The organism is Actinomadura terrae (assembly GCF_022751215.1).
Taxonomy (GTDB): Bacteria; Actinomycetota; Actinomycetes; order Streptosporangiales; family Streptosporangiaceae; genus Spirillospora; species Spirillospora terrae.
Window position 1 is genome coordinate 918,515 of sequence record NZ_JAICDG010000001.1, and the last position, 20,647, is coordinate 939,161.

Annotated in this window: 15 protein-coding genes; 10 read left to right on the forward strand and 5 right to left on the reverse strand. The window is 74.1% G+C overall.

The window, feature by feature from the left end; genetic code table 11:
- Positions 1-8: 8 nt before the first annotated feature.
- On the reverse strand, positions 9-2,006 hold the full coding sequence (locus K2F47_RS04040; RefSeq protein ID WP_242901297.1) for an alpha-1,4-glucan--maltose-1-phosphate maltosyltransferase: 1,998 nt from the start codon (positions 2,004-2,006) through the stop codon (positions 9-11).
- Between the two features lie 173 nt (positions 2,007-2,179).
- Here K2F47_RS04040 and glgP point away from each other — a divergent pair, with 173 nt between their 5' ends.
- Entirely contained in the window at positions 2,180-4,822 is a 2,643-nt protein-coding gene (glgP, locus tag K2F47_RS04045) for an alpha-glucan family phosphorylase (protein ID WP_242901298.1), read from the forward strand.
- Here the strand turns inward: glgP and K2F47_RS04050 are convergent.
- Both K2F47_RS04050 and K2F47_RS04055 read right to left on the reverse strand, forming a co-directional pair.
- Positions 4,819-5,583: an SWIM zinc finger family protein gene (locus tag K2F47_RS04050; RefSeq protein WP_242901299.1), complete on the reverse strand. Its 765-nt coding sequence runs from the start codon at positions 5,581-5,583 to the stop codon at positions 4,819-4,821. The two genes, glgP and K2F47_RS04050, sit on opposite strands and share 4 nt — an antisense overlap.
- The gene (locus K2F47_RS04055; protein ID WP_242901300.1) at positions 5,583-8,639 is read right to left on the reverse strand and encodes a DEAD/DEAH box helicase; all 3,057 of its coding nucleotides are present in this window, start codon (positions 8,637-8,639) and stop codon (positions 5,583-5,585) included. Before K2F47_RS04055 ends, K2F47_RS04050 begins: the two co-directional genes overlap by 1 nt.
- Positions 8,640-8,777: 138 nt before the next feature.
- Here K2F47_RS04055 and K2F47_RS04060 point away from each other — a divergent pair, with 138 nt between their 5' ends.
- Positions 8,778-9,560 (forward strand): enoyl-CoA hydratase/isomerase family protein, encoded by a 783-nt coding sequence (locus tag K2F47_RS04060; RefSeq protein WP_242901301.1) that lies wholly within the window; start codon positions 8,778-8,780, stop codon positions 9,558-9,560.
- Here K2F47_RS04060 and K2F47_RS04065 read toward each other — a convergent pair.
- On the reverse strand, positions 9,547-10,011 hold the full coding sequence (locus tag K2F47_RS04065; RefSeq protein WP_242901302.1) for a winged helix-turn-helix transcriptional regulator: 465 nt from the start codon (positions 10,009-10,011) through the stop codon (positions 9,547-9,549). The two genes, K2F47_RS04060 and K2F47_RS04065, sit on opposite strands and share 14 nt — an antisense overlap.
- Before the next feature lie 91 nt (positions 10,012-10,102).
- On the opposite strand from K2F47_RS04065, the gene K2F47_RS04070 reads away from it, so the two are divergent.
- The 8 genes from K2F47_RS04070 (at position 10,103) to K2F47_RS04105 (ending at position 19,341) form a co-directional block, all read left to right on the forward strand.
- A complete protein-coding gene (locus K2F47_RS04070) occupies positions 10,103-10,771 on the forward strand; it encodes an NADPH-dependent F420 reductase (RefSeq protein WP_242901303.1) in 669 nt (222 codons plus the stop codon).
- Between the two features lie 75 nt (positions 10,772-10,846).
- Positions 10,847-11,626, forward strand: coding sequence for an SDR family NAD(P)-dependent oxidoreductase (locus tag K2F47_RS04075; RefSeq protein WP_242901304.1), 780 nt, complete (start codon positions 10,847-10,849; stop codon positions 11,624-11,626).
- 246 nt (positions 11,627-11,872) lie between these two features.
- A complete protein-coding gene (locus tag K2F47_RS04080) occupies positions 11,873-12,823 on the forward strand; it encodes an acyl-ACP desaturase (protein ID WP_242901305.1) in 951 nt (316 codons plus the stop codon).
- Between the two features lie 119 nt (positions 12,824-12,942).
- On the forward strand, positions 12,943-13,821 hold the full coding sequence (locus tag K2F47_RS04085) for a serine/threonine-protein kinase (protein WP_242901306.1): 879 nt from the start codon (positions 12,943-12,945) through the stop codon (positions 13,819-13,821).
- Between the two features lie 54 nt (positions 13,822-13,875).
- Positions 13,876-15,906 (forward strand): serine/threonine-protein kinase, encoded by a 2,031-nt coding sequence (locus K2F47_RS04090; protein ID WP_242901307.1) that lies wholly within the window; start codon positions 13,876-13,878, stop codon positions 15,904-15,906.
- A 72-nt stretch (positions 15,907-15,978) separates the two neighbouring features.
- Positions 15,979-17,355 carry a protein kinase family protein gene (locus K2F47_RS04095; protein ID WP_242901308.1) on the forward strand — a complete coding sequence of 459 codons (1,377 nt, stop codon included), beginning with the start codon at positions 15,979-15,981 and terminating at the stop codon, positions 17,353-17,355.
- Positions 17,356-17,589: 234 nt separating this feature from the next.
- Complete coding sequence (locus K2F47_RS04100) at positions 17,590-18,369, forward strand: electron transfer flavoprotein subunit beta/FixA family protein (protein ID WP_242901309.1); 780 nt, start codon at positions 17,590-17,592, stop codon at positions 18,367-18,369.
- A 21-nt stretch (positions 18,370-18,390) separates the two neighbouring features.
- Positions 18,391-19,341 (forward strand): electron transfer flavoprotein subunit alpha/FixB family protein, encoded by a 951-nt coding sequence (locus K2F47_RS04105; RefSeq protein ID WP_242901310.1) that lies wholly within the window; start codon positions 18,391-18,393, stop codon positions 19,339-19,341.
- A 67-nt stretch (positions 19,342-19,408) separates the two neighbouring features.
- Here the strand turns inward: K2F47_RS04105 and K2F47_RS04110 are convergent, their stop codons facing one another.
- Positions 19,409-20,620 carry an MFS transporter gene (locus K2F47_RS04110; protein WP_242901311.1) on the reverse strand — a complete coding sequence of 404 codons (1,212 nt, stop codon included), beginning with the start codon at positions 20,618-20,620 and terminating at the stop codon, positions 19,409-19,411.
- Positions 20,621-20,647: the final 27 nt, after the last annotated feature.

The window sequence follows — 20,647 nt, forward strand, 5'->3', positions numbered from 1 at the left end:
AACTCTTCTCACTCTCCGAACGTGAGGATGTGCGCGGGCTGCACGTGTGGATCCAGTCGCACGTAGTTGGACCGCCGCCAGGTGTAGGCGGCGCCGTCCAGGTGGTCGGTGACGGTGAAGGGCCGGTCGGGGTCGTCGGGAAGGCCGAGCGCGGGCAGGTCCAGATGGACGGTGGCCTCGCGGGCCTGGTGCGGATTGAGGTTGACGATGACCAGGACGACGTCGTCCGCGTGCCGTTTCGAGAAGGCCAGGAACTCGGGCTGGTCGATGGCGTGGAAATGCAGATCGCGAAGCTGCTGGAGCGCCGGATGCGCGGCGCGGAGGGCGTTGAGCCGGGTGATCAGCGGAGCCAGGCTGTCGGCGGTGTCCCAGTCGCGGGGCCGGTACTGGTACTTCTCCGAGTCGCGGTATTCCTCGCTGCCCGGCCGGACCGGGACGTTCTCATACAGTTCGTAGCCCGAGTAGATGCCCCAGGTCGGTGAGAGCAGGGCGGCGAGAACGGCGCGGATGACGAAGGCGGGCCTGCCGCCGTGCTGAAGGTACTCGTGCAGGATGTCGGGGGTGTTGGTGAAGAAGTTCGGCCGCATGTACGCGGCGGCGGGCCCGGTGAGCTCGGTCATGTACTCGCGCAGCTCGTCGGAGGAGTTCCGCCAGGTGAAGTAGGTGTAGGACTGGTGGAACCCGATCTTGGCGAGCGTGTGCATCATGGCGGGCCGGGTGAAGGCCTCGGCGAGGAACAGCACGTCGGGGTGGGTGGCGTGCACCTCGGCCAGGAGCCATTCCCAGAACAGGACCGGCTTGGTGTGCGGGTTGTCGACGCGGAAGATGCGGACGCCGTGGTCGATCCAGTGGAAGACGATCCGCCGCACCTCGGCGGCCAGCCCCTCGAAGTCCTTGTCGAAGTTGAGGGGATAGATGTCCTGGTACTTCTTGGGCGGGTTCTCGGCGTAGGCGATGGTCCCGTCCGCGCGCACGGTGAACCATTCGGGATGCTCGCTCACCCAGGGGTGGTCCGGCGAGCACTGCAACGCCAGATCCAGCGCCACTTCGATGCCCTGGCCGTTCGCGTACTCGACGAAGGCGTCGAAGTCGTCCAGCGTGCCGAGGTCGGGGTGGACGGCGTCGTGGCCGCCGTCCGGGGAGCCGATCGCCCAGGGGGTTCCGGGGTCGTACGGCCCGGGGTCCAGCGTGTTGTTGGGGCCCTTGCGGTTCGTGGTGCCGGTCGGGTGGATCGGCGGCAGGTACACCACGTCGAACCCCATCTCGGCGATCGCGGGCAGCCGCTTCATCGCGGTCCGGAGCGTTCCCGACATCGGGCCGCGCCGTCCCATCGGGTCGAACGACGCGCCCTCCGAACGCGGGAAGAACTCGTACCAGGACCCGAACAGCGCACGCTGCCGGTGCACGACCAGCGGGAACCAGTCGGTGACGGTCAGCAGGTCGCGCAGCGGATAGCGCTCCACGGCCTCCAGCACGTCGGGGTCGCGGGTGGCCTCCATCCGCTCCGGCACCGGGACGGTCTCGTCGGCGAGATGGCGGGCGAGGCGGTCCAGCGTGGCACGGTCCTTGCTCGGGAGGCCCTCGGCCGCCCGCGCGAACAGCAGCGCGCCCTCGGTCAGCACCAGCTCGACGTCCTGGCCGCGCGGCACCTTGATCTCGGCGTCGTGCCGCCAGTGCGCGACCGGGTCGCCCCACGCCTCGACGCGGAACGCCCACGTGCCGGGCTCGGTCGGCGTCACCCGCGCCGTCCAGCGGTCCAGGCCGTGGCCGATCTCGCTCATCCGGGCGCCCGGCAGCTCCTCGCCGTCGGGTGTTCGCAGCACCACGGCCGCGCCCAGCATCTCGTGCCCCTCGCGGAACACCGTGGCGCTCACGTCGATGGTCTCGCCCGCCACCGCCTTGGCGGGCCATGTACCGCCCTCCACCAGGGGGGATATGTCCAGGATCGGTATTCGACCGAGCCTCGGAATGCCGGGTTTCTGGGAGTTTCCGGACTCGCCGCGCATGTGCCATCCCCTACCCGATCGGCACGCGTGAAACGTCCCGCGCGCGTGAACCGGGTCTTACCGCCATCAGGCCCCGGGGTGAGGCTTCGGAGTGAGTCCTCGGGGTGAGGCTCCGGTTCCCCTCGGGTCCCCACCGTCGCGTCCGCCGCAGGCCTCACCTAGCGTGGAGCGGTGTGAAGGCAATTCGACGTTTCACGGTCCGTACCGTCCTACCCGAGCCGCTCAGGCAGCTGGAGGAGCTCGTCCTCAACCTGCGCTGGTCGTGGCACCACGAGACGCTCGACCTGTTCCGCGACGTCGATCCGGCGCTGTGGGACGCGGTGGGCCACGACCCGGTGCGGCTGCTCGGCGAGGTCGCGCCCGAGCGGCTCACGCGCCTCGCGGCCGACCGCCGGTTCCTGCGCCGTCTCCACGACACGGCCGAGGACCTCCACGAGTACCTGACCGCCCCGCGCTGGTACCAGGCGCGCGGCGCCGGGCCCGCCTGCGTCGCCTACTTCTCGCCCGAGTACGGGATCGCCGCCGCGCTGCCGCAGTACTCCGGCGGGCTCGGCATCCTGGCGGGCGACCACCTCAAGGCCGCGAGCGACCTCGGCGTCCCCGTCATCGCGGTCGGGTTGCTCTACCGGCACGGCTACTTCACGCAGTCGCTGTCGCCGGACGGCTGGCAGCTGGAGCGCTACCCGCCGCTCGACCCGAACGGGCTGCCGCTGACGCAGCTGCGCGAGCCCGACGGGACGCCGGTGCGGGTGAGCGTCGGCCTGCCGAAGGACCGCGAGCTGCGCGCGCGGGTCTGGCTCGCGCGGGTCGGGCGCGTCCCGCAGCTGCTGCTCGACTCCGACGTCGAGGACAACGACCAGGAGGCCCGCGAGGTCACCGACCGGCTGTACGGGGGCGGCGGCGAGCACCGGCTGCTCCAGGAGCTGCTGCTCGGCATCGGGGGAGTGCGGGCGATCCGCGCCTACTGCCGGATCACCGGGCACGCCGCGCCCGAGGTGTTCCACACCAACGAGGGCCACGCCGGGTTCCTCGGCCTGGAGCGCATCCGCGAGCTGGTGACCGGGCAGGAGCTGGCCTTCGACGAGGCGCTGGAGGCGGCCCGCGCCGGGACGGTGTTCACCACGCACACGCCCGTCCCGGCGGGCATCGACCGGTTCCCCCGCGAGCTGGTCGCCCGCTACTTCGGCGGCGCGGGCGAGGAGCCGGACGTCCCGGTCGAGCGGATCCTCGCGCTCGGCGCCGAGGACTACACCGGCGGCGACCGCACCGTGTTCAACATGGCGGTGATGGGGATGCGGCTCGCGCAGCGGGTGAACGGCGTCAGCACGCTCCACGGCGAGGTCAGCCGCGAGATGTTCGGCGGGCTGTGGGGCGGGTTCGACACCGCCGAGGTCCCGATCGGGTCGGTCACCAACGGTGTGCACGCCGGGACGTGGGTGGCCCGGGAGGTCCTGGAGCTCGCGGCCCGCGAGGTGCCCTCGGTGGTCGAGTCGGCGCGCGGCTGGGAGGGCGTGCTGAAGGTCGAGGGCCGCGAGATCTGGCGGGTGCGGCGGGTGCTGCGCGAGCGGCTCGTCGCGGACGCGCGGCGGCGGCTCCGCGAGTCGTGGCGGGGGCGCGGCGCGAGCGAGGCCGAGCTGTCCTGGATCGACGACGCGCTCGACCCGGACGTGCTGACGATCGGGTTCGCGCGGCGCGTCCCGTCCTACAAGCGCCTCACGCTGATGATGCGCGACGAGCGGCGGCTGCGCGCGCTGCTGCTCGACCCCGACCGGCCCGTGCAGATCGTCATCGCCGGGAAGGCGCACCCGGCGGACGAGGGCGGCAAGCGGCTCATCCAGGACATCGTGCGGTTCGCCGGGGACGAGGAGGTCCGGCACCGCATCGTGTTCCTGCCCGACTACGACATGGCGCTCGGACGGCTGCTCGTCCAGGGCTGCGACGTGTGGATGAACAACCCGCTGCGGCCCCTGGAGGCGTGCGGGACGTCCGGGATGAAGGCGGCGCTGAACGGCGGCCTGAACCTCTCGATCCGCGACGGCTGGTGGGACGAGTGGTACGACGGGCGGAACGGCTGGGCGATCCCGTCCGCCGACGGCCTAGCGAGCCCCGAGCGCCGCGACGAGCTGGAGGCCGCCGCGCTGCACGAGCTGATCGAGGACCAGGTCGCCGCCGCCTTCTACGACCGGGACGCGGCGGGCCTGCCGCGCCGCTGGCTGGAGATGGTCCGGCACACGATCGCGACGCTCGGGCCCAAGGTGCTGGCGTCCCGGATGGTCCGCGACTACGTGGAGGGCTACTACGAGCCCGCCGCCGCGTCCGCCCGCGCGATGGCCGCCGGCGGCTTCGCCGGGGCGCGCGAGCTGGCGGCGTGGAAGCGGCGGATCCGGGAGGCGTGGCCGCGCGTCGCCGTCGAGCACGTCGAGTCGAGCGTCGAGCCGGGTGACGACTCGGGCGGCGAGTCGAGGGGCGAGTCGAGGGGCAAGGAGTCCACGCAGGTGGGCGCGCGGATGGCGGTGCGCGTCGTCGTCGACCTCGGCGCGCTCGACCCCGGCGACGTCGCGGTCGAGGTCGGCTACGGCCGGGTGGACGACACCGACACGCTGGTCGAGCCGTCCTACCTCGAACTGGAGGCGGCCGGGGCCGCCGGAGACGGAAAGGTCCGGTACACGGGGGAGGTGCCGCTGGCGCGCAGCGGCGCGTTCGGGTACGGCGTCCGGGTCGTCCCGAGCCATCCGGCGCTGCCGGGGCCCGCCGAGCTGGGCCTGGTCGCGCTGCCGCCCGCGCCGGAGGGGATGACTAACGGCGATCTGCGCTAGGAGCCATCCTCCGACAGGCTTTCGGCGGCGAGGGCCTCGTAGGCGGGCGCGAGGACGTCCGGGAGGTCGCGGCGGCGGATCTTGATCGGCGGCGGCGTCGCGACCCGGAGGACGAACCCGGGCGGGACGGGCACGGCGCGGCGGCGCTCCCGCAGCCGCGCGAGCCCGGACGGCGGCGTCCAGAACCCCGCCGCCGTGAGCGGCTCCGCGTCCATCTCGAACGGGTCGGGCTCCACCGCCGACTCCCGCCGCAGCGCCGCCAGCAGCTGCTCGCGGGGGCGGCCGTTCCACTCCAGGACGAGGAACGGGTCGTCGTCGAACGCCTCGGCCAGCAGGTACAGGACGGCCGCCGCGTGCTCGCACGGGTCGCCCCAGCCGGGGCAGCCGCACATCAGGTGCAGGTCGGCCGCCGTCTCGGGGAACAGCGCCAGCCCCAGCTCGGCGAACTGCCACTCGATCTCCGGCGGCAGCTCGCCCGCGAGCAGCCGCGCCCGGAACACCGCGTGGCCCGCGAGCCGCGCCTCCGCCGCGCGCCATCCCAGCGTGTCGATGCCCTCGGTGCCGACCGCCACGTCGTAGGGCTCGCCGCCGGGCCCGCGCACCTTCGCCGTCACCTCGTACGGCCCGACCCGCAGGCCGAGCACCTCGCCGGTGCGCGCCAGCTCGCGTCCGGCCTGGAGGCGTTCGGGGTCGGCGCCGGTGTCGAGCAGGGTCGTGAAGCGTCGCGACCACCAGCGGAGGCCGATCGGAGCGTCGGCCATCAGTCGCTCACCGCCTCGGGCGAGAGCCGCAGGACGTCGCGCAGCTCCGCCACCGACAGCTCCGTCAGCCACTCCTCGCCGGTGCCGACGATCGTGTCGGCGAGGGCCTTCTTGCGCTCGATCATCTCGTCGACCCGCTCCTCCATCGTCCCGACGCAGATGAACTTGCGGACCTGCACGTTGCGGGTCTGCCCGATGCGGAACGCCCGGTCGGTCGCCTGGTCCTCGACGGCGGGGTTCCACCACCGGTCGAGGTGGACGACGTGGTTCGCGGCCGTCAGCGTCAGCCCCGTCCCGGCGGCCTTCAGCGACAGCAGGAACACCGCGGGCTCCGGGTCGCCCTGGAAGTGCCGGACCAGGTCGTCGCGCGCCTGCTTGGACGTGCCGCCGTGCAGCCACAGCACGGGACGCTCCAGCCGCGCCGCGAGGTAGGGCTGGAGCATCGAGCCGAACTCGGCGTACTGCGTGAACACCAGCGCCTTCTCGCCCCGGCCGACGACCTCGGCGCAGATCTCCTCCAGCCGCTCCAGCTTCCCCGAGCGGCCGGGCAGCCGCGAGCCGTCCTTGAGGAGCTGCGCCGGATGGTTGCAGACCTGCTTCAGCCTCGCCATGGTCGCCAGCACGAGCCCGCGCCGCTTGCGCGGCTCGGCCTCGGCGATCCGCGCGAGCATGTCGTCGACCGTCGCCTGGTACAGCGACGCCTGCTCGGTGGTCAGGTTGCAGTAGACCTTCATCTCCTGCTTCTCGGGCAGGTCGGAGATGATCGACCGGTCGGTCTTCAACCGCCGCAGCACGAACGGCTGCGTCGCGCGCTTCAGCGCCAGCGCGGCCTGCTCGTCGCCGTCCCGCTCGATCGGGATCGCGAACCGCTCCCGGAACGCGGCGCGCGGGCCGAGCAGTCCCGGGTTCGCGAACTCCATGATCGACCACAGCTCGGTCAGGTGGTTCTCGACCGGCGTGCCGGTCAGCGCGATCCGGCTGCGCGCCGGGATGCTCCGCACCGCCCGCGCCTGCCGGGTGCCGCTGTTCTTGAGCGCCTGCGCCTCGTCGCAGACGACGCGTCCCCAGGTGAGGGCGGCGAGGTCGTCGGCGTCGCGTGCGGCCGTCCCGTAGGTGGTCAGGACGAGGTCGGCGCCCGCGACGGCCCGCGCCAGCTCCGCGCCGCGCGGCCGGCCCGCGCCGTGGTGGACGTACACGCGCAGCTTCGGCGTGAACCGCGCCGCCTCGCGCTGCCAGTTCCCCACCAGCGACATCGGCAGGATCGCCAGCGTCGGATCGGGGCGCGCGCCGTCCTCCCGCTCGTGGACGAGCAGCGACAGCACCGCGAGCGTCTTGCCGAGCCCCATGTCGTCGGCGAGCAGCGCGCCGAGGCCGAGGCCGTCCATGAACGCGAGCCACGCCAGCCCGCGCTCCTGGTAGGGGCGCAGCTGCGCGTCCAGCTCCTCGGGCGTCGCGAGCGGCGCGAGCCGCCGGTCGGCCTCGCCCGAGAGCAGGTCGCCGAGCATGCCGCCCGCGTCGACCTCGACCAGGGGCAGCGCGGCGTCGCCCGCGTGCAGGACCGCGCGGATCGCCTCGGCGGCCGACATCCGGCCCCGGCGCGGACGGCGCAGGAAGTCGAGCGCGGCCTCCAACTGCTCCTCGTCCAGCTCGACCCACTGGCCGCGCAGCCGGACGAGCGGCGTCTTGAGCCGGGCCAGCTCCTCCAACTCGGCCTCGTCGATGCTCTCGTCGCCGATCGCGAGGTCCCAGCGGAACTTGACCATGCCCTTCAGGTCGAAACCCGAGGGCGCGGCGGCGCCGGACGTGGCCTCCGGGTCGTCCGGGCGGGTGGTGAACCGCATGCCGAGCCTCGCCTTGCCCGCCCACTGCGGAAGCAGGACGCCGAACCCGGCGGCGGCCAGCATCGGCGCCGCGCGCCGCAGGAACCGGAACGCGCCCGCCGTGTCGAGGACGAGCCCGCCGGGCGCGGGGTCGTCGAGCGCGGGCGCGAGGTCGGGGAACAGCCGCAGCGCGCGGCCGAGGCCGTCGAGCAGCGTCTCCTCCGCGCCGGAGACCGAGGCGGCCTCGCCCGCCCACACCATCGCGGCGGGCACGTACAGGCTCGGATCGTCGATGCCCTGGAGCGCGAACTCGACCCGCCAGGAGTCTTCGTCCTTCTCGTCCTTTTCGCTCAGCTCGGGCTCGTACTCCTCCGCGCCGGGCTCGGCCAGCCGGAAGCACACCCGCAGCGGACCCGATGGACGGCGCGCGGCGGCCGCCCACGCGTCCAGCTCGGCGATCAGCTCGGCGGAGTCGTCGCCGGGCTCGCGCGGCACGTCCGGCGACGGGCCGGTCAGCGCCTCCACCCAGCGTTCGGCGAGCGGGACCCGGTCGGGAGTCCTGCCCCGGCGCGGCGGCAGCAGCGGATGCGGCACCACGCCGCGCACGGCGGTGTCGACCAGGCCGTGCAGCGCCTCGCGCAGCACCTCGGCGGCGGGACGTCCGCCGTCGGCCGCGCGGCACGCGGCGGGCATCGCGGCGGCCAGCTCCCGGAAGCGCGGCGGGTCGTCGATGACGGGACGCCAGCGGGCGACGAGGTCGCCGTCCTCGCGCAGCAGCGCGGGCAGCACCTGGCCGCGCCCGGTCAGGTGCACCGCCTCGTCCGCGAGCAGGCACAGGAACCGCAGGTCGCTGCCGGGGACGACGTCGCCGCTGTGCTCGGCGGCCTGGAGCAGCGCCATCGCGGGGAACGGCTCCAGCACGAGCGCGGGGACCTTCCACGGCCGCAGCTCCGGTTCGCCCTCGACGGGCTCGGGCCCGAGTTCGGCGGACGGCAGCGGGTGGTCGCCGTGGGATGGGAGCGACATCGTCAGCTCGACGCGGGCGGCGCCGCGCACGAGCGGCTCGTAGGAGGTGCCGGTGAAATCGCGGGACGCGAACGGGTGAACACCGGGAGCGGCCTCGCGCGGACCTGTCTCTTGTGGGGGGACGACCCCCCACTCCCCCCGGAACGGCCTAGTGCGTTCAGCCCATACACAGAGCGCACCGCCGTGCCAGGTGGCGTGGGCGACGAGCATGGTCCCCGAAGCTACCAGCAGCCTCGGACGTTTCCGTTCGCCACCGCCGTCGCCTCCGCCACCGTCGCCCACGTGGATCACTCGGGCGCCCGCTGGTTAGGCTCGGTGCGTTCGCCGCCGAGTTCGAGGAGGATCGCCGTGGGCGAGTTCGTACGGGTCGAGGTCGAGGACGGGATCGCGACGATCAGGCTGGACCGGCCGAAGATGAACGCCCTGAACTCGTCCGTGCAGCGGGAGCTGATCGAGGCGGCCCGCGAGGTCACGGCGGACGAGGCCGTCGCCGCCGTCGTCCTGTACGGCGGCGAGCGGGTGTTCGCGGCGGGCGCGGACATCAAGGAGATGGCACCGATGTCGTTCCCGGAGATGTCGGCGGGCCTCTCGCACCTCCTCCAGGACTTCGCGAAGGCGCTCGCCGCGATCCCCAAGCCCGTCATCGCCGCGATCACCGGGTACGCGCTCGGCGGCGGCCTGGAGCTGGCGCTGACCGCCGACTTCCGGGTCGCGGGCGAGGGCGCGAAGGTCGGGCAGCCGGAGATCCAGCTCGGCGTGATCCCCGGCGCGGGCGGCACGCAGCGGCTCGCCCGGCTGGTCGGTCCGGCGAAGGCCAAGGACCTGGTGTTCTCCGGACGGCACGTCGCGGCGGACGAGGCGCTCGCGATGGGGTTGGTCGACCGGGTCGTCCCCGACGCCGAGGTCTACGCGGCGGCGCGGGCGTGGGCGGCGACGTTCGTGGGCGGCCCGGCGGTCGCCCTCGCCGCCGCCAAGCGGGCCATCGACACGGGCCTGGAGGTCGACCTCGACACCGGCCTGGAGATCGAGCGGCAGCACTTCGCCTCGCTGTTCGCGACCGAGGACCAGGCGAACGGCATGCGGAGCTTCATGGAGGAGGGGCCGGGCAAGGCGACCTTCATCGGCCGCTGACCGCCTCCGCCGCCTCCGCCGCCTCCGCCGTGTCCGCCGTGTCCGTCACGGCCCCGCGCTCCTGCGCGGCCAGGACCTCGTCGGCGTGCCGCTCGGTCCAGCGTCCGAGGGCGGACAGCGGCTCCAGCAGCCCCCGCCCCGGACCGGTCAGCTCGTACTCGACGCGCGGCGGCGCCTCGGCGTAGCGGCGGCGCGTCACGAGGCCGTTCTGTTCGAGGCGGCGCAGCGTCCCGGTGAGGACCTTGTGGCGGACGCCGCCGATCCGCGCCTGCATCTCGCCGGGACGCAGCGGGCCGTCGCGCAGCGTCCAGAGCACGACGCCCGTCCACGTGCCCGCCAGCACGTCGAGGGCGAGCCGGGTCTGGCAGTCGGCGCCGAACTCGCTCGTCGGAAGATCTGTGGTTCGCGTGGGCGCAGTGGTTCGCGTAGGCACTGTGGTTCGCGTGGGCATCGGCACCATCCTCCCCCTCCCGATACGCACCAGGCGGTGCGGAACGGACCGCCTAGCGTCCGTCCGACGGTAATCGAAACGGGAGGTCGTCATGCGTATCGGGGTACTCGGCGCGGGCAACATGGCGGACGCGCTCGCCACCCAGTGGGCGCGCGCGGGCCACGAGGTGCGGATCGGCGCGCGGACGCCCGCGAAGGCGGTCGCGCTGGCGGAGCGGATCGGCGGCGGCGCCACCGGCGGCGGGATCGCCGAGGCGGCGGCGTTCGGCGAGGTCGTGCTGCTCGCCGTCTGGTACGAGGGCGTCCAGGACGTGCTGCGCGAGGCCGGTCCGCTCACCGGGCGCGTGCTGATCGACTGCGTGAACCCGATGGAGCCGCCGTTCGAGCGGCTGAAGACGGGCGAGGGCCCCTCGGTGGCACGCCGGGTCGCCGACGCGAGCGGGGCGCGCGTGGTCAAGGCGTTCACCCTGGCCCCCGACGGCGTGTGGCGGATGGCGCCGCCGTCCTTCGGCGGGCGTCCGCTCGGCGTCCCGCTGTGCGGGGACGACCCGGACGCGCTGGCGGTCGCGCGCACGCTCGTGACCGACCTCGGCTGCGTCCCGCTGGACGGCGGGGGCCTGGACCGCGCCGCGCTGCTGGAGGCCACGGCGGCGTTCCTGGTCGGCCTCTGGGCGGCCGGCGAGGACCCGGCCACGATGATCACGCCGGTCGAGCACCTGGGCGGCGAACCGCGGCGCACTTCGGAACCGCGGCGCGCGTAGGCGCCTCGCGAATCTCCTTCACGATTTGGTGGAGCGGCCCTGGCGGGCGGGGGGTCGCGGCTAGCATCGGCCGCCATGCGAGCCGCCACGCGACAGGCGTACCGAACCGCGCTGGTGACCGGCGCGTCCGGGGGGATCGGGGAGAGCTTCGCCCGCCTCCTCGCGGCCCGGGGCACCGACCTCGTGATCGTGGCGCGCCGCGCCGGGCCGCTGGACGAGCTGGCCCGCGAGCTGGTCGAGCGGTACCGGGTCGCGGTGGAGGTGGTCGCCGCCGACCTCGCCGACCGCGCGCAGTGCGCCGAGGTCGAGCGGCGGCTCCGCGCGGACCCGGTGGAACTTCTGGTGAACAACGCGGGACGCGGCGCGTCCGGCGCGTTCGCCGGGCTGCCGCTCGACGAGCACCTCGCCGGGATCGAGTTGAACGTGGCCGCGCTCGTGCGGCTCACCCACGCGGCGCTGCCCGGCATGGTCGGCCGGGGCCGGGGCGGCGTGCTCAACGTCGCGTCGATGGCGGGGCTCACGCCGTCGCCCGGCGGCGCGTCCTACGGCGCGACGAAGGCGTTCGTGATCGCCTTCTCCGAGAGCCTGCACGCGGAGGTCGCGGCCGGCGGCGTGCACGTGACCGCGCTGTGCCCCGGCTTCACCCACACCGAGGACGGGGCGCCGCCCCATCCGCTGTGGCTGCGCCGGGACGCGGTGGCCGGGGCGGGCCTGGACGCCGTCGAGGCCGGACGCGCGCTGTGCGTCCCGGGCGCGCAGTACAGGGCGGCGCTGCCCGCGCTGCGGCTCGTCCCGAGGCCGCTGCTCAGGGCGGCGGCCGGACGCATGTGGCAGCAGGCCGCGCGCGGCCGGTGACGGGCGGCAGGTGACGGGCGGCCGGTGACGGACGGTCGCGGCTGGTCACGGCCCTCTTCGCGCCGATCTACAAAAGAAGCACGGTCCCGCTTGTGAGGCCGCTGCCTTGACGGGGTACCGCATCGCTGGCGACCATCGAACCTACGCTTGAGTAGGTTGAGTGTCAGGCCTGCTCGGCGGCCTGTTCGGCGCGCCGCGGGCACGGTGGCGCGCTTTGGTAGTCCCGTCGTCCAGTGAAGGAACGGTATGTCCGTCACCCCCGAAGACAAGTTCCAGACCGGCCTCCTGATCGAGCTGGAACAGGTGGTCGAGAAGGAGCTCGACCGGCACATGTCGATGGCGAAGGAGTGGTTCCCCCACCAGTACGTGCCCTGGGGCGAGGGACGCGACTTCGACGGCCCGCTGGACGGCGAGGCGTGGTCGTTGGAGCAGTCCAAGCTGAGCCTCGAAGCGCGCGAGTCGCTGATCGTCAACCTGCTCACCGAGGACAACCTCCCCGGCTACCACAACGCGATCGCCACCGTCTTCGGACGGGACGGCGCTTGGGGCACCTGGGTCAACCGGTGGACGGCCGAGGAGAACCGGCACGGCATCGTGATCCGCGACTACCTCACCGTCACCCGCGCCGTCGACCCGATCGCCCTGGAGCGCGCCAGGATGCACCACATGGAGACCGGGTACGAGCCCACGCACGGCGACTCGTTCCTGCACGGCGCCGCCTACGTGGCGTTCCAGGAGCTCGCGACCCGCGTCTCGCACCGCAACACCGGCCGCGCGTCGGGCGACCCGATCTGCGAGCAGATGATGACGCGCGTCGCGGCCGACGAGAACCTTCACATGATCTTCTACCGGAACCTGCTCGCCGCCGCGCTGGAGCTGGCGCCGAACGAGACGATGCGGGCGATCACCGACGTCGTCAAGGCGTTCGAGATGCCGGGCGCGGGCATCGAGGGGTTCATGCGCAAGTCCGTCATCATCGCCAACGCGGGCATCTACGACCTGCGGCTGCACCACGACGACGTCCTGACGCCGGTGCTGCGCAAGTTGGGCGTCTTCGACCTCACCGGCCTGGACGGCACCGGGGAGAAGGCGCGCGAGGAGCTGGGCGAGTTCCTGGCCCATCTGGACGCGTCCGCGACCAAGTTCGAGACCCGCCGCGAGGAGCGCCGCGCCCGGCAGGCCGCCCGCGAGGGCTGATCTCCCGGGGGTTCGCGATCTTTTCGTGACCGTTCCGGGGGAACGGGAACGCGCTGCGTGACGTCAAACGGGGCTCGGCCACGGGGAACGCGAGCCCGATTTCCGGCGTCAAAGGGGACATGGGAGCGCATCGGCGGCTGGCCGGGTATCGGTTGCTGGACGAGATCGGCCGGGGGAGCACCTGCGTCGTCTACCTGGCGATGGACCCGACCGGCCGCGAGGTCGCGGTCAAGGAGCTGCTGCCCGGGCTGGCCGCCGAGCCGGAGGCGATCGCGCGGCTGGCGCGGGAGATGTCCGCGCAGGCGCGGGTGCGGAGCGACTACGTCGCGCGACTGCTGGACGGCCGGGTCACCGCCGACCGGCCGTACGTGGTCATGCAGTACGTGCCGGGCTGCCCGCTCGGCGACCTGATCTCCGACTACGGGCCGCTGGAGGGCGACCGGCTCGTCCGGTTCGCACGGCGGCTCGCGCTCGCGCTGGCGGACGTGCACGACGCGGGCGTCCTGCACCGCGACGTGGCGCCCGGCAACGTGATCGTCCTGGGCGACCGCCCGACGCTGATCGACTTCGGCATCGCGCACGAGTCGGGCATGGAGCAGATCACCCGGCGCGGCATGGTCGTGGGCACGCCCGCCTACCTGGCGCCCGAGCTGATCGAGGGCGAGCGCGCGACCCCCGCGTCCGACGTGTTCTCCTGGGCGTCCACCGTCGCCTACGCCGCGACCGGGCGGCCCCCGTTCGGGCGCGGCTCGCTGCACGGCGTCTGCTTCCGCATCCTGCGGGGGCAGGTCGACCTGGACGGCGTGCCCGAGCCCGTCGCGGGCCTGCTGCGGCTCGCGCTGCGGCGCGACCCGTCCCGGCGCCCCGCCCCGAGGTGGTTCGCGGGGGCGCTCGCGCCGCGTCCCGGCGACGTTTCAGGCGGCGATCACAGCGGCGGTCACGGCGGCGGTCACGGCGGCGGAGGTGGGCAACGAGGTGGCCGGGGGCGGGCGGCCTGACATGGCGCTCGGGTCCTGTCCGCCTCGTGGGCGGAGGGTAGGGTTTCGTAAACGATGAAGGGGGTTGTCACGTCCGGGGACCGTATCGGCCGCTACAGCGTGCTCCAGACCCTGGGTGAGGGGGGCATGGGCGTCGTCTACCTCGGCGCCGACGCCGAGGGGCGCAAGGTGGCCATCAAGGTACTGCGGCCCGCCGTGGCCGGGGACGCCACGGCGCGCCGCCGGCTCGCGCGCGAGGTCGACTCGATGCGGCGCGTGCACAGCAGGCACGTCGCCGAGATCCTCGACGCCGACGTCACCGCCGACCAGCCCTACATCGTGACCCAGTACGTCCCGGGCCGCACCCTCGAGGAGATCGTCGAGGAGACCGGCCCGATCCAGGGGCAGGCGCTCCAGCGGCTCGGCGTGGGGCTCGCCTCCGCGCTGTCGGCGATCCACGGCGCCGGGATCGTCCACCGCGACATGAAGCCCGGCAACGTCATGCTGGTCGACGGCGAGCCCGTCGTGATCGACTTCGGCATCGCGCAGGGCGCGGACGCGACCCGGCTGACCGCGACCGGCATGGTGATCGGCACCCCCGGCTACCTGTCCCCGGAGATCATCGAGGGCGAGGACGCGGGCCCGCCGTCCGACGTGCACGCCTGGGCCGGCACCGTCGCCTACGCCGCGACGGGGCGCCCGCCGTTCGGTTCCGGGACCTTCGAGTCGATCTTCTACAAGATCATGCAGGGCACGCCCGACCTGGACGGCGTCCCCGCCGCGATGCTCCCGGTGCTGCGCTCGGCGATGGCCCGCCACCCGGCCGAGCGCCCGACGGCGGTCAACCTCGTCCAGCTGACGCGGCGCATCCACTTCGAGCAGACCCTCACCGACCAGACGCGGATCGACCAGCACCACACCCGTCCCGACGGCGCGTCCCAGCCGCTGGACCGGCCCGACCCGCCGCTCGGCGAGCCCGACCACGCGCGGCAGTTCTCCATGCCCGCGCCCGCGCCGCTGAGATCGCGGGAACCGGCCGCACCGGCCACCCGCACCGACACGCCGCCGCCGACGCCGATGCCCGCCCCCACCCCGGCCCCGGCCACGACGCGTACGCCGACGCCCCCGCCGACCCCCGCTCCGGCTCAGACGCGCACACCGACGCCCCCGCCGACCCCGGCGCCCGCTCCGGCGCCCGCGCAGCCCAAGGACTTCGTCGGGCAGCTTCCGCCGGCGGCGCCGCCGCCCGTCCCGCCGCCCGCGCCCGGCCCCTACGACTCGCCGGGCTACTCGCAGGGCGGCTACGCCTCGTACAACACCCCGTCGCAGGGCGGGTACGCGCCGCCCTATGGCCCGCCCCCGCCGGGCTCCCTGCACCGCGGCTCCGAACCGGGCGGCCCACCGGCCGGGCCCGGCGGCCACTATGACGATCCGCGCGCCCAGGAGGCGCGGCGGCAGTCCGAGCGCACCCGCGACGACCGCGACTCCGGCGCCCGCAAGCCCTACGGGCTGTACCGGCTGCTCAGCCTCATCGTGCTGGCCGCGCTGCTGGCGTTCGCCAACGTCGCCCCGCTGCTGGCGGTCGGCGTCACGCTCGTGGGCGTCGCCGTGCTGCGGATGGCCGACAAGGCCGCCAAGGGCATGGAGGACAAGCGCACCCGCCGGGGCCCGCGCTCGGGCGACGCGGTCGCGGCGGCGTTCCGGACGCCGCTGCACCTGCCGGGCGCCGTGCTGGTCACGGTGCTGCTCGCGGGGCTCAGCGTCGCCGCCGGGCTGATCCTGATGGGCGTGCTGATGTTCACCAAGTCCGACATGACGGCCTCGCGGGCCGTCGCCTACTCGGCGATGGCCGTGATCGGCCTGCTGTGCCTCGCGCCGGGCAGCGGCGCGCCGCGACGGCAGCTCGCCCGGGTGTGGGGCGCGGTGCTGCCGCGCACCGAGGCCGCGCTCGCCGCCGCGCTGATCCTCGGCGTCTTCACCGGCGTGCTGGCGCTGCTGTCGCTCGGCCACCAGCCCGACACCACGCCGCTGAACGGGATGAGCACCGACCTGGAGGGCCTGCGCTCCGACGTCCACGACGTGATCGACCGCGTCCCCGGCATGTGATCGCCGCCGCTCCGGCGGGCACGGCGGATCCGGCGCGCCGGGGTGCCGGCGATCGATAGGGTGGCCTCCCATATGAGCGGTGAGACAGGCCACCAGGAGCACATCGGACCGTACCGGTTGCTGTCCCGGCTGGGCGGCGGCGCGGGCACCGCCCACCGCGCGGCGGGCCCCGACGGACGCGACGTGGCGATCCGGCTGCTGCCTCCCGGCGCCGTCCCCGACATCGCGCGGATGCGCTCGGTCCTCAGCCCCTACGTGGTGGACGTCCTGGGCGGCGAGCCCGGCGGCACCCGCCCCTATGTCGTCTCGCGGTTCGTCCCGGGCCGGCCGCTCGCCGAGCACGTCGCGGTGCACGGCCCGATGGGCGGCGCCGCGCTCGGCCGGATGGCGCTCGGCCTGGCCAAGGCGCTCGCGGCCCTCCACCAGGCGGGCCTCACCCACGGGGACCTCGGGCCCGGCACGGTGCTGGTCGTGGACGACGCCCCGGTCGTCGTCGACTTCGCCCTCACCGGACGCGCCGGAACGCCGGGCGACGTCCCCGCCGACGTGCGCGCCTGGGCCGTGACGCTGGCCTTCGCCGCCACCGGGCGGCCGGACGAGACCGCCGTGACCTCCTCCGGCGAGCTGCCGATCGGGCCGTCGGCCGAGCTGCCCGCCGATCTGATCGCGGCGCTGCCCGGGGCGCTGCGTCCGCTGGTGAGGGCGGCGGCGCACCCGGACCCGTCCGCCCGTCCGTCGGCGGCGGACCTGGCCGAGGCGGTGGCGCGGCTGGACCTTCCGCCGCTGGACCTCCCGACGTCCCCCGCACCCCCGCCCGCGCCGCCTGCTCCGGCGCGGCCCGTCCCGGAGGCGCCCCTCTCGGAGGCACCGGCCGCTGATCAGGGGAGCGCGGCGCGGGCGCACGAGCTGGCCGTCGCGCAGGGCTGGGCCCGGCTGCTGGCCGCGATGGTCGTGGTGGTCGGCGTGGGCGTCGCGGTGATGATGCCGATCGTCGGGCTGCTGGCCTCGCTCGCGGCGGTGACGCTGCTGCGGCTGGGCGCAGCGCCGTCCGTGCGGGGCTGGGCGTGGGCGCTCGGGCGGACGCTGCTGACCGTCCCGTACGCGGCCGTGTTCACGGTCGCGGTGCCGCTCGGCCTGGTGGCGGCAGCGGCGGTCGGCGGCGAGGTCGATCCGCTCGCGGCGTGCGCGTTCGGCGCGGGCGCCGGGGCCGCCGTGCTGTGGACGGCCCCGGGCGTCACCGGCCCGCGCCGCCAGCTCGAACGGATGGCGCTGGCCGCGGCGCGGCGTCCGGGCGGGATCGCGGCGGCGGGCGTGCTGCTCGGCGTGCTGGCGCTGTTCGCGGTGGTCGGCGCGATGTCGCTGACCCCGAGCTTCGCGCCGATGTACGGGTTGCAGAGCTCGCTGGAGGCCACGCTCGACCGGCTCCAGAACGCCCTCAACGGGACCTGACCCGCACCGGCGGCTCACACCGGGCTCACCGCGCCGGGATTTTGCCGCCCGGCTACTCACGGGTAACATTTGTCGGGCACGGCCGAACCGGGGACCCGGATCCGAAGCCCGTTCGGGTCTTTGGCAGGCTGTTGCAGCGAGAAAGGCGTTTCCCGCGCCGGCCCGCCAGGGGCGGCGCCCCTCTGTCCGCTCACCCCAGCGGCCAACCGAGTGCAGGGAGGTCGGTCACCGGCCATGAACATCGTCGTTCTGGTGAAGCAGGTTCCCGATACCGAGAGCCCGCGCAAGCTGAAGTCCGATGACAGCACGCTCGACCGCGCCGCCGCGGACGGCGTCATCAACGAGCTCGACGAGTACGCCATCGAGGAGGCGCTGCGCGTCAAGGAGGCCCACGGCGGCGAGGTCACCGTCCTCAGCCTGGGCCCCGACAAGGCCACCGACGCCATCCGCAGGTCGCTCGCCATGGGCGCCGACAAGGCCGTCCACCTGGTCGACGACGCGTTCGCCGGGTCCGACGCGCTCCAGACCTCCTACGTGATCGGCCAGGCGCTCGGCCACACGGGCTTCGACCTCGTCGTCCTCGGCTCGGAGTCCACCGACGCGCGCACCGGCGTGCTCGCGGCGATGCTCGCCGAGCGGCTCGGCGTCCCGCAGCTGTCGCTCGCCAACAAGGTCGAGATCGACGGGACCGCCATCACGATCCAGCGGCAGACGGACTACGGCCACGACCGCGTCGAGGCGACCCTGCCCGCCGTGGTCAGCGTGGTCGAGAAGATCAACGAGCCGCGCTACCCCTCGTTCAAGGGGATCATGGCGGCGAAGAAGAAGCCGGTGGAGACGCTCGGCGCCGGCGACGCCGGGATCGACGCCGGGCAGGTCGGCCTCGCGAACGCCGCCACCGAAGTGGTGGACTTCGCCGAGGCGCCGCCGCGCGAGAAGGGTCAGATCGTCACCGACGAGGGCAGCGGCGGCACCGCGATCGCCGACTTCCTCGCGTCGAAGAAGTTCGTCTGACCGGGGAAGGGACACGAACCGATGGCTGAGATCCTCGTCCTCGTCGACCATGTCGACGGTGAGGTCAAGAAGGTCGCCCTCGAACTGCTGACGCTCGCCAACCGGCTGGGCGAGGCCGCCGCCGTGTGGGTGGGCGCGGGCTACGAGGGCGCGAAGGACAAGCTCGGCGAGTACGGCGCCGGCAAGGTGTACGTGGCCGACGACGAGGAGCTGACCTCCTACGTCGTCGCGCCCAAGGCGACGCTGCTCGCGCAGCTCGTGAAGGAGAAGTCGCCCGCCGCGGTGCTGGTGTCGGCGACCGCCGAGGGCAAGGAGATCGCCGGGCGGCTCGCCGTCAAGACGGGCTCGGGCGTGCTCACCGACGTCGTGGACGTCGCCGACGGCCTGGTCGCCGAGCACTCGATCTTCGGTGGCGCGATCATCGCGCACGCCCGGGTGCGGACGGGCACGCCGATCATCGCGGTCCGGCCGAACTCCGTCGCGCCCGAGGCGTCCCCCGCCACCCCCGCCGAGGAGCGGGTCGCGGTCGCGCTGTCGGACGCCGACAAGGGCGCGAAGATCGTCGAGCGGGTCGTCCAGGAGAAGGGCGAGCGCCCCGACCTGACCGAGGCCGCGATCGTCGTGTCCGGCGGGCGCGGCGTCGGCGGCGCGGAGAACTTCGCGATCATCGAGGGGCTCGCGGACTCGCTCGGCGGCGCCGTCGGCGCCTCGCGCGCCGCGACCGACGCGGGCTGGTACCCGCACTCCTTCCAGGTCGGGCAGACCGGCAAGACCGTGTCGCCGCAGCTCTACATCGCGGTCGGCATCTCCGGCGCGATCCAGCACCGGGCCGGCATGCAGACCTCGAAGACGATCGTCGCGATCAACAAGGACGCCGAGGCGCCGATCTTCGACCTCGTCGACTTCGGCGTGGTGGGCGACCTGTTCCAGGTCGCGCCGCAGCTCACCGAGGAGATCCAGAAGCGCAAGTGAGCGTCTACGGCGGCGCCCCGTCCGGATCTTTCTTCCGGACGGGGCGTCCGCGTCTCCGGGGTCGCGGTCAGGCGGCCACGGGCTCGGCCTCGGCCTCGGCTCCCGCCACCGCCGCCTCGGAGGAGTGGGCCGCGACGTCCACGTCCATCCGCAGCGGGACGAACCGCGCGCCCGCCGAGATCAGCAGCGCGAGCACGACGACCACGCCGACGCCGACCCGCAGCGACGTCGCGTCCGACAGGAACCCGACGACGACCGGGCCGAGCAGCAGCCCGCCGTAGCCCATCGCGCCGACCTGCGCGACCGCCGCCGCCGGGCGCTCGGGGTCGGCGGTGCCCGCCAGCGAGATCGTGGTCGGGACGACGGCGCAGACCACGAGGCCCGTCGCGAAGAACCCGGCGATGGCGACCTGCGGCACGGGCGCGAGCACGACCACGGTCATGCCGAGCGCGGTGCCGAGGCCGGCGCCGACCAGCAGCCGCCGGGTGCCGAGCCGCATCCGGACGCGGTCGCCGACCAGCCGGCCGAGCAGCATCGCCAGCTCGAACATCGGGTAGCCGAGCGCGGCGACGGCCTGCGTCGCGCCGAGCTCGTCGTGCAGCAGCAGGCCGCTCCAGTCGGCGATCGAGCCCTCGGTCATGAACGCGATGAACGCGAGGGCGCCGATCAGGTAGACGGCGACGGGCATGCGGCGCGCCTCGCGTCCCGTCCCGGACGCGGCGGGCGCGGCGGGGTCGGGCAGGTAGGTGCGGCCGAGCGCGAGACCGGCGGGCAGCGTGAGCAGCGCGGCGGCGAGGACGGTGGCGGTGAAGCCGAGCCCGGCGGCGGCGGTGGCGACGCCGAACAGCCCGCCGCTCATCGCGCCGACGCACCAGCCCGCGTGCATCCCGCTCATGATCGACCGCCGGTACGCCCGCTCGACGACGCTGCCCTGCGCGTTCATCGCGATATCGGTGATCCCGAACGTCATGCCGAACAGCGCGACGGCGCCGAGCAGCACCGTGTAGGTGGGGGCCAGCGCGACCCCGGCGTAGGACAGCGCGGTCAGCGGCAGCGCGAGGCGCAGCGTGGCGCGGCTCCCGGCGCGGCCCATCACGCCGCGCAGCGCCTGCATGGCGACGATGGCGCCGACGCCCCAGACGAGGACGACGATGCCGATCTCGCTCTCGTTCGTCCCGAACTTGCTCGCCAGGGCGGGCATGCGGGCGACCCACACTCCGGTCAGCAGGCCGGCCAGCGCGAACGTGAGAAACGTTCCCGTACGGGCACGGAACAGCATTGTTCACCTCTTTCTGGGCGCGTGGGG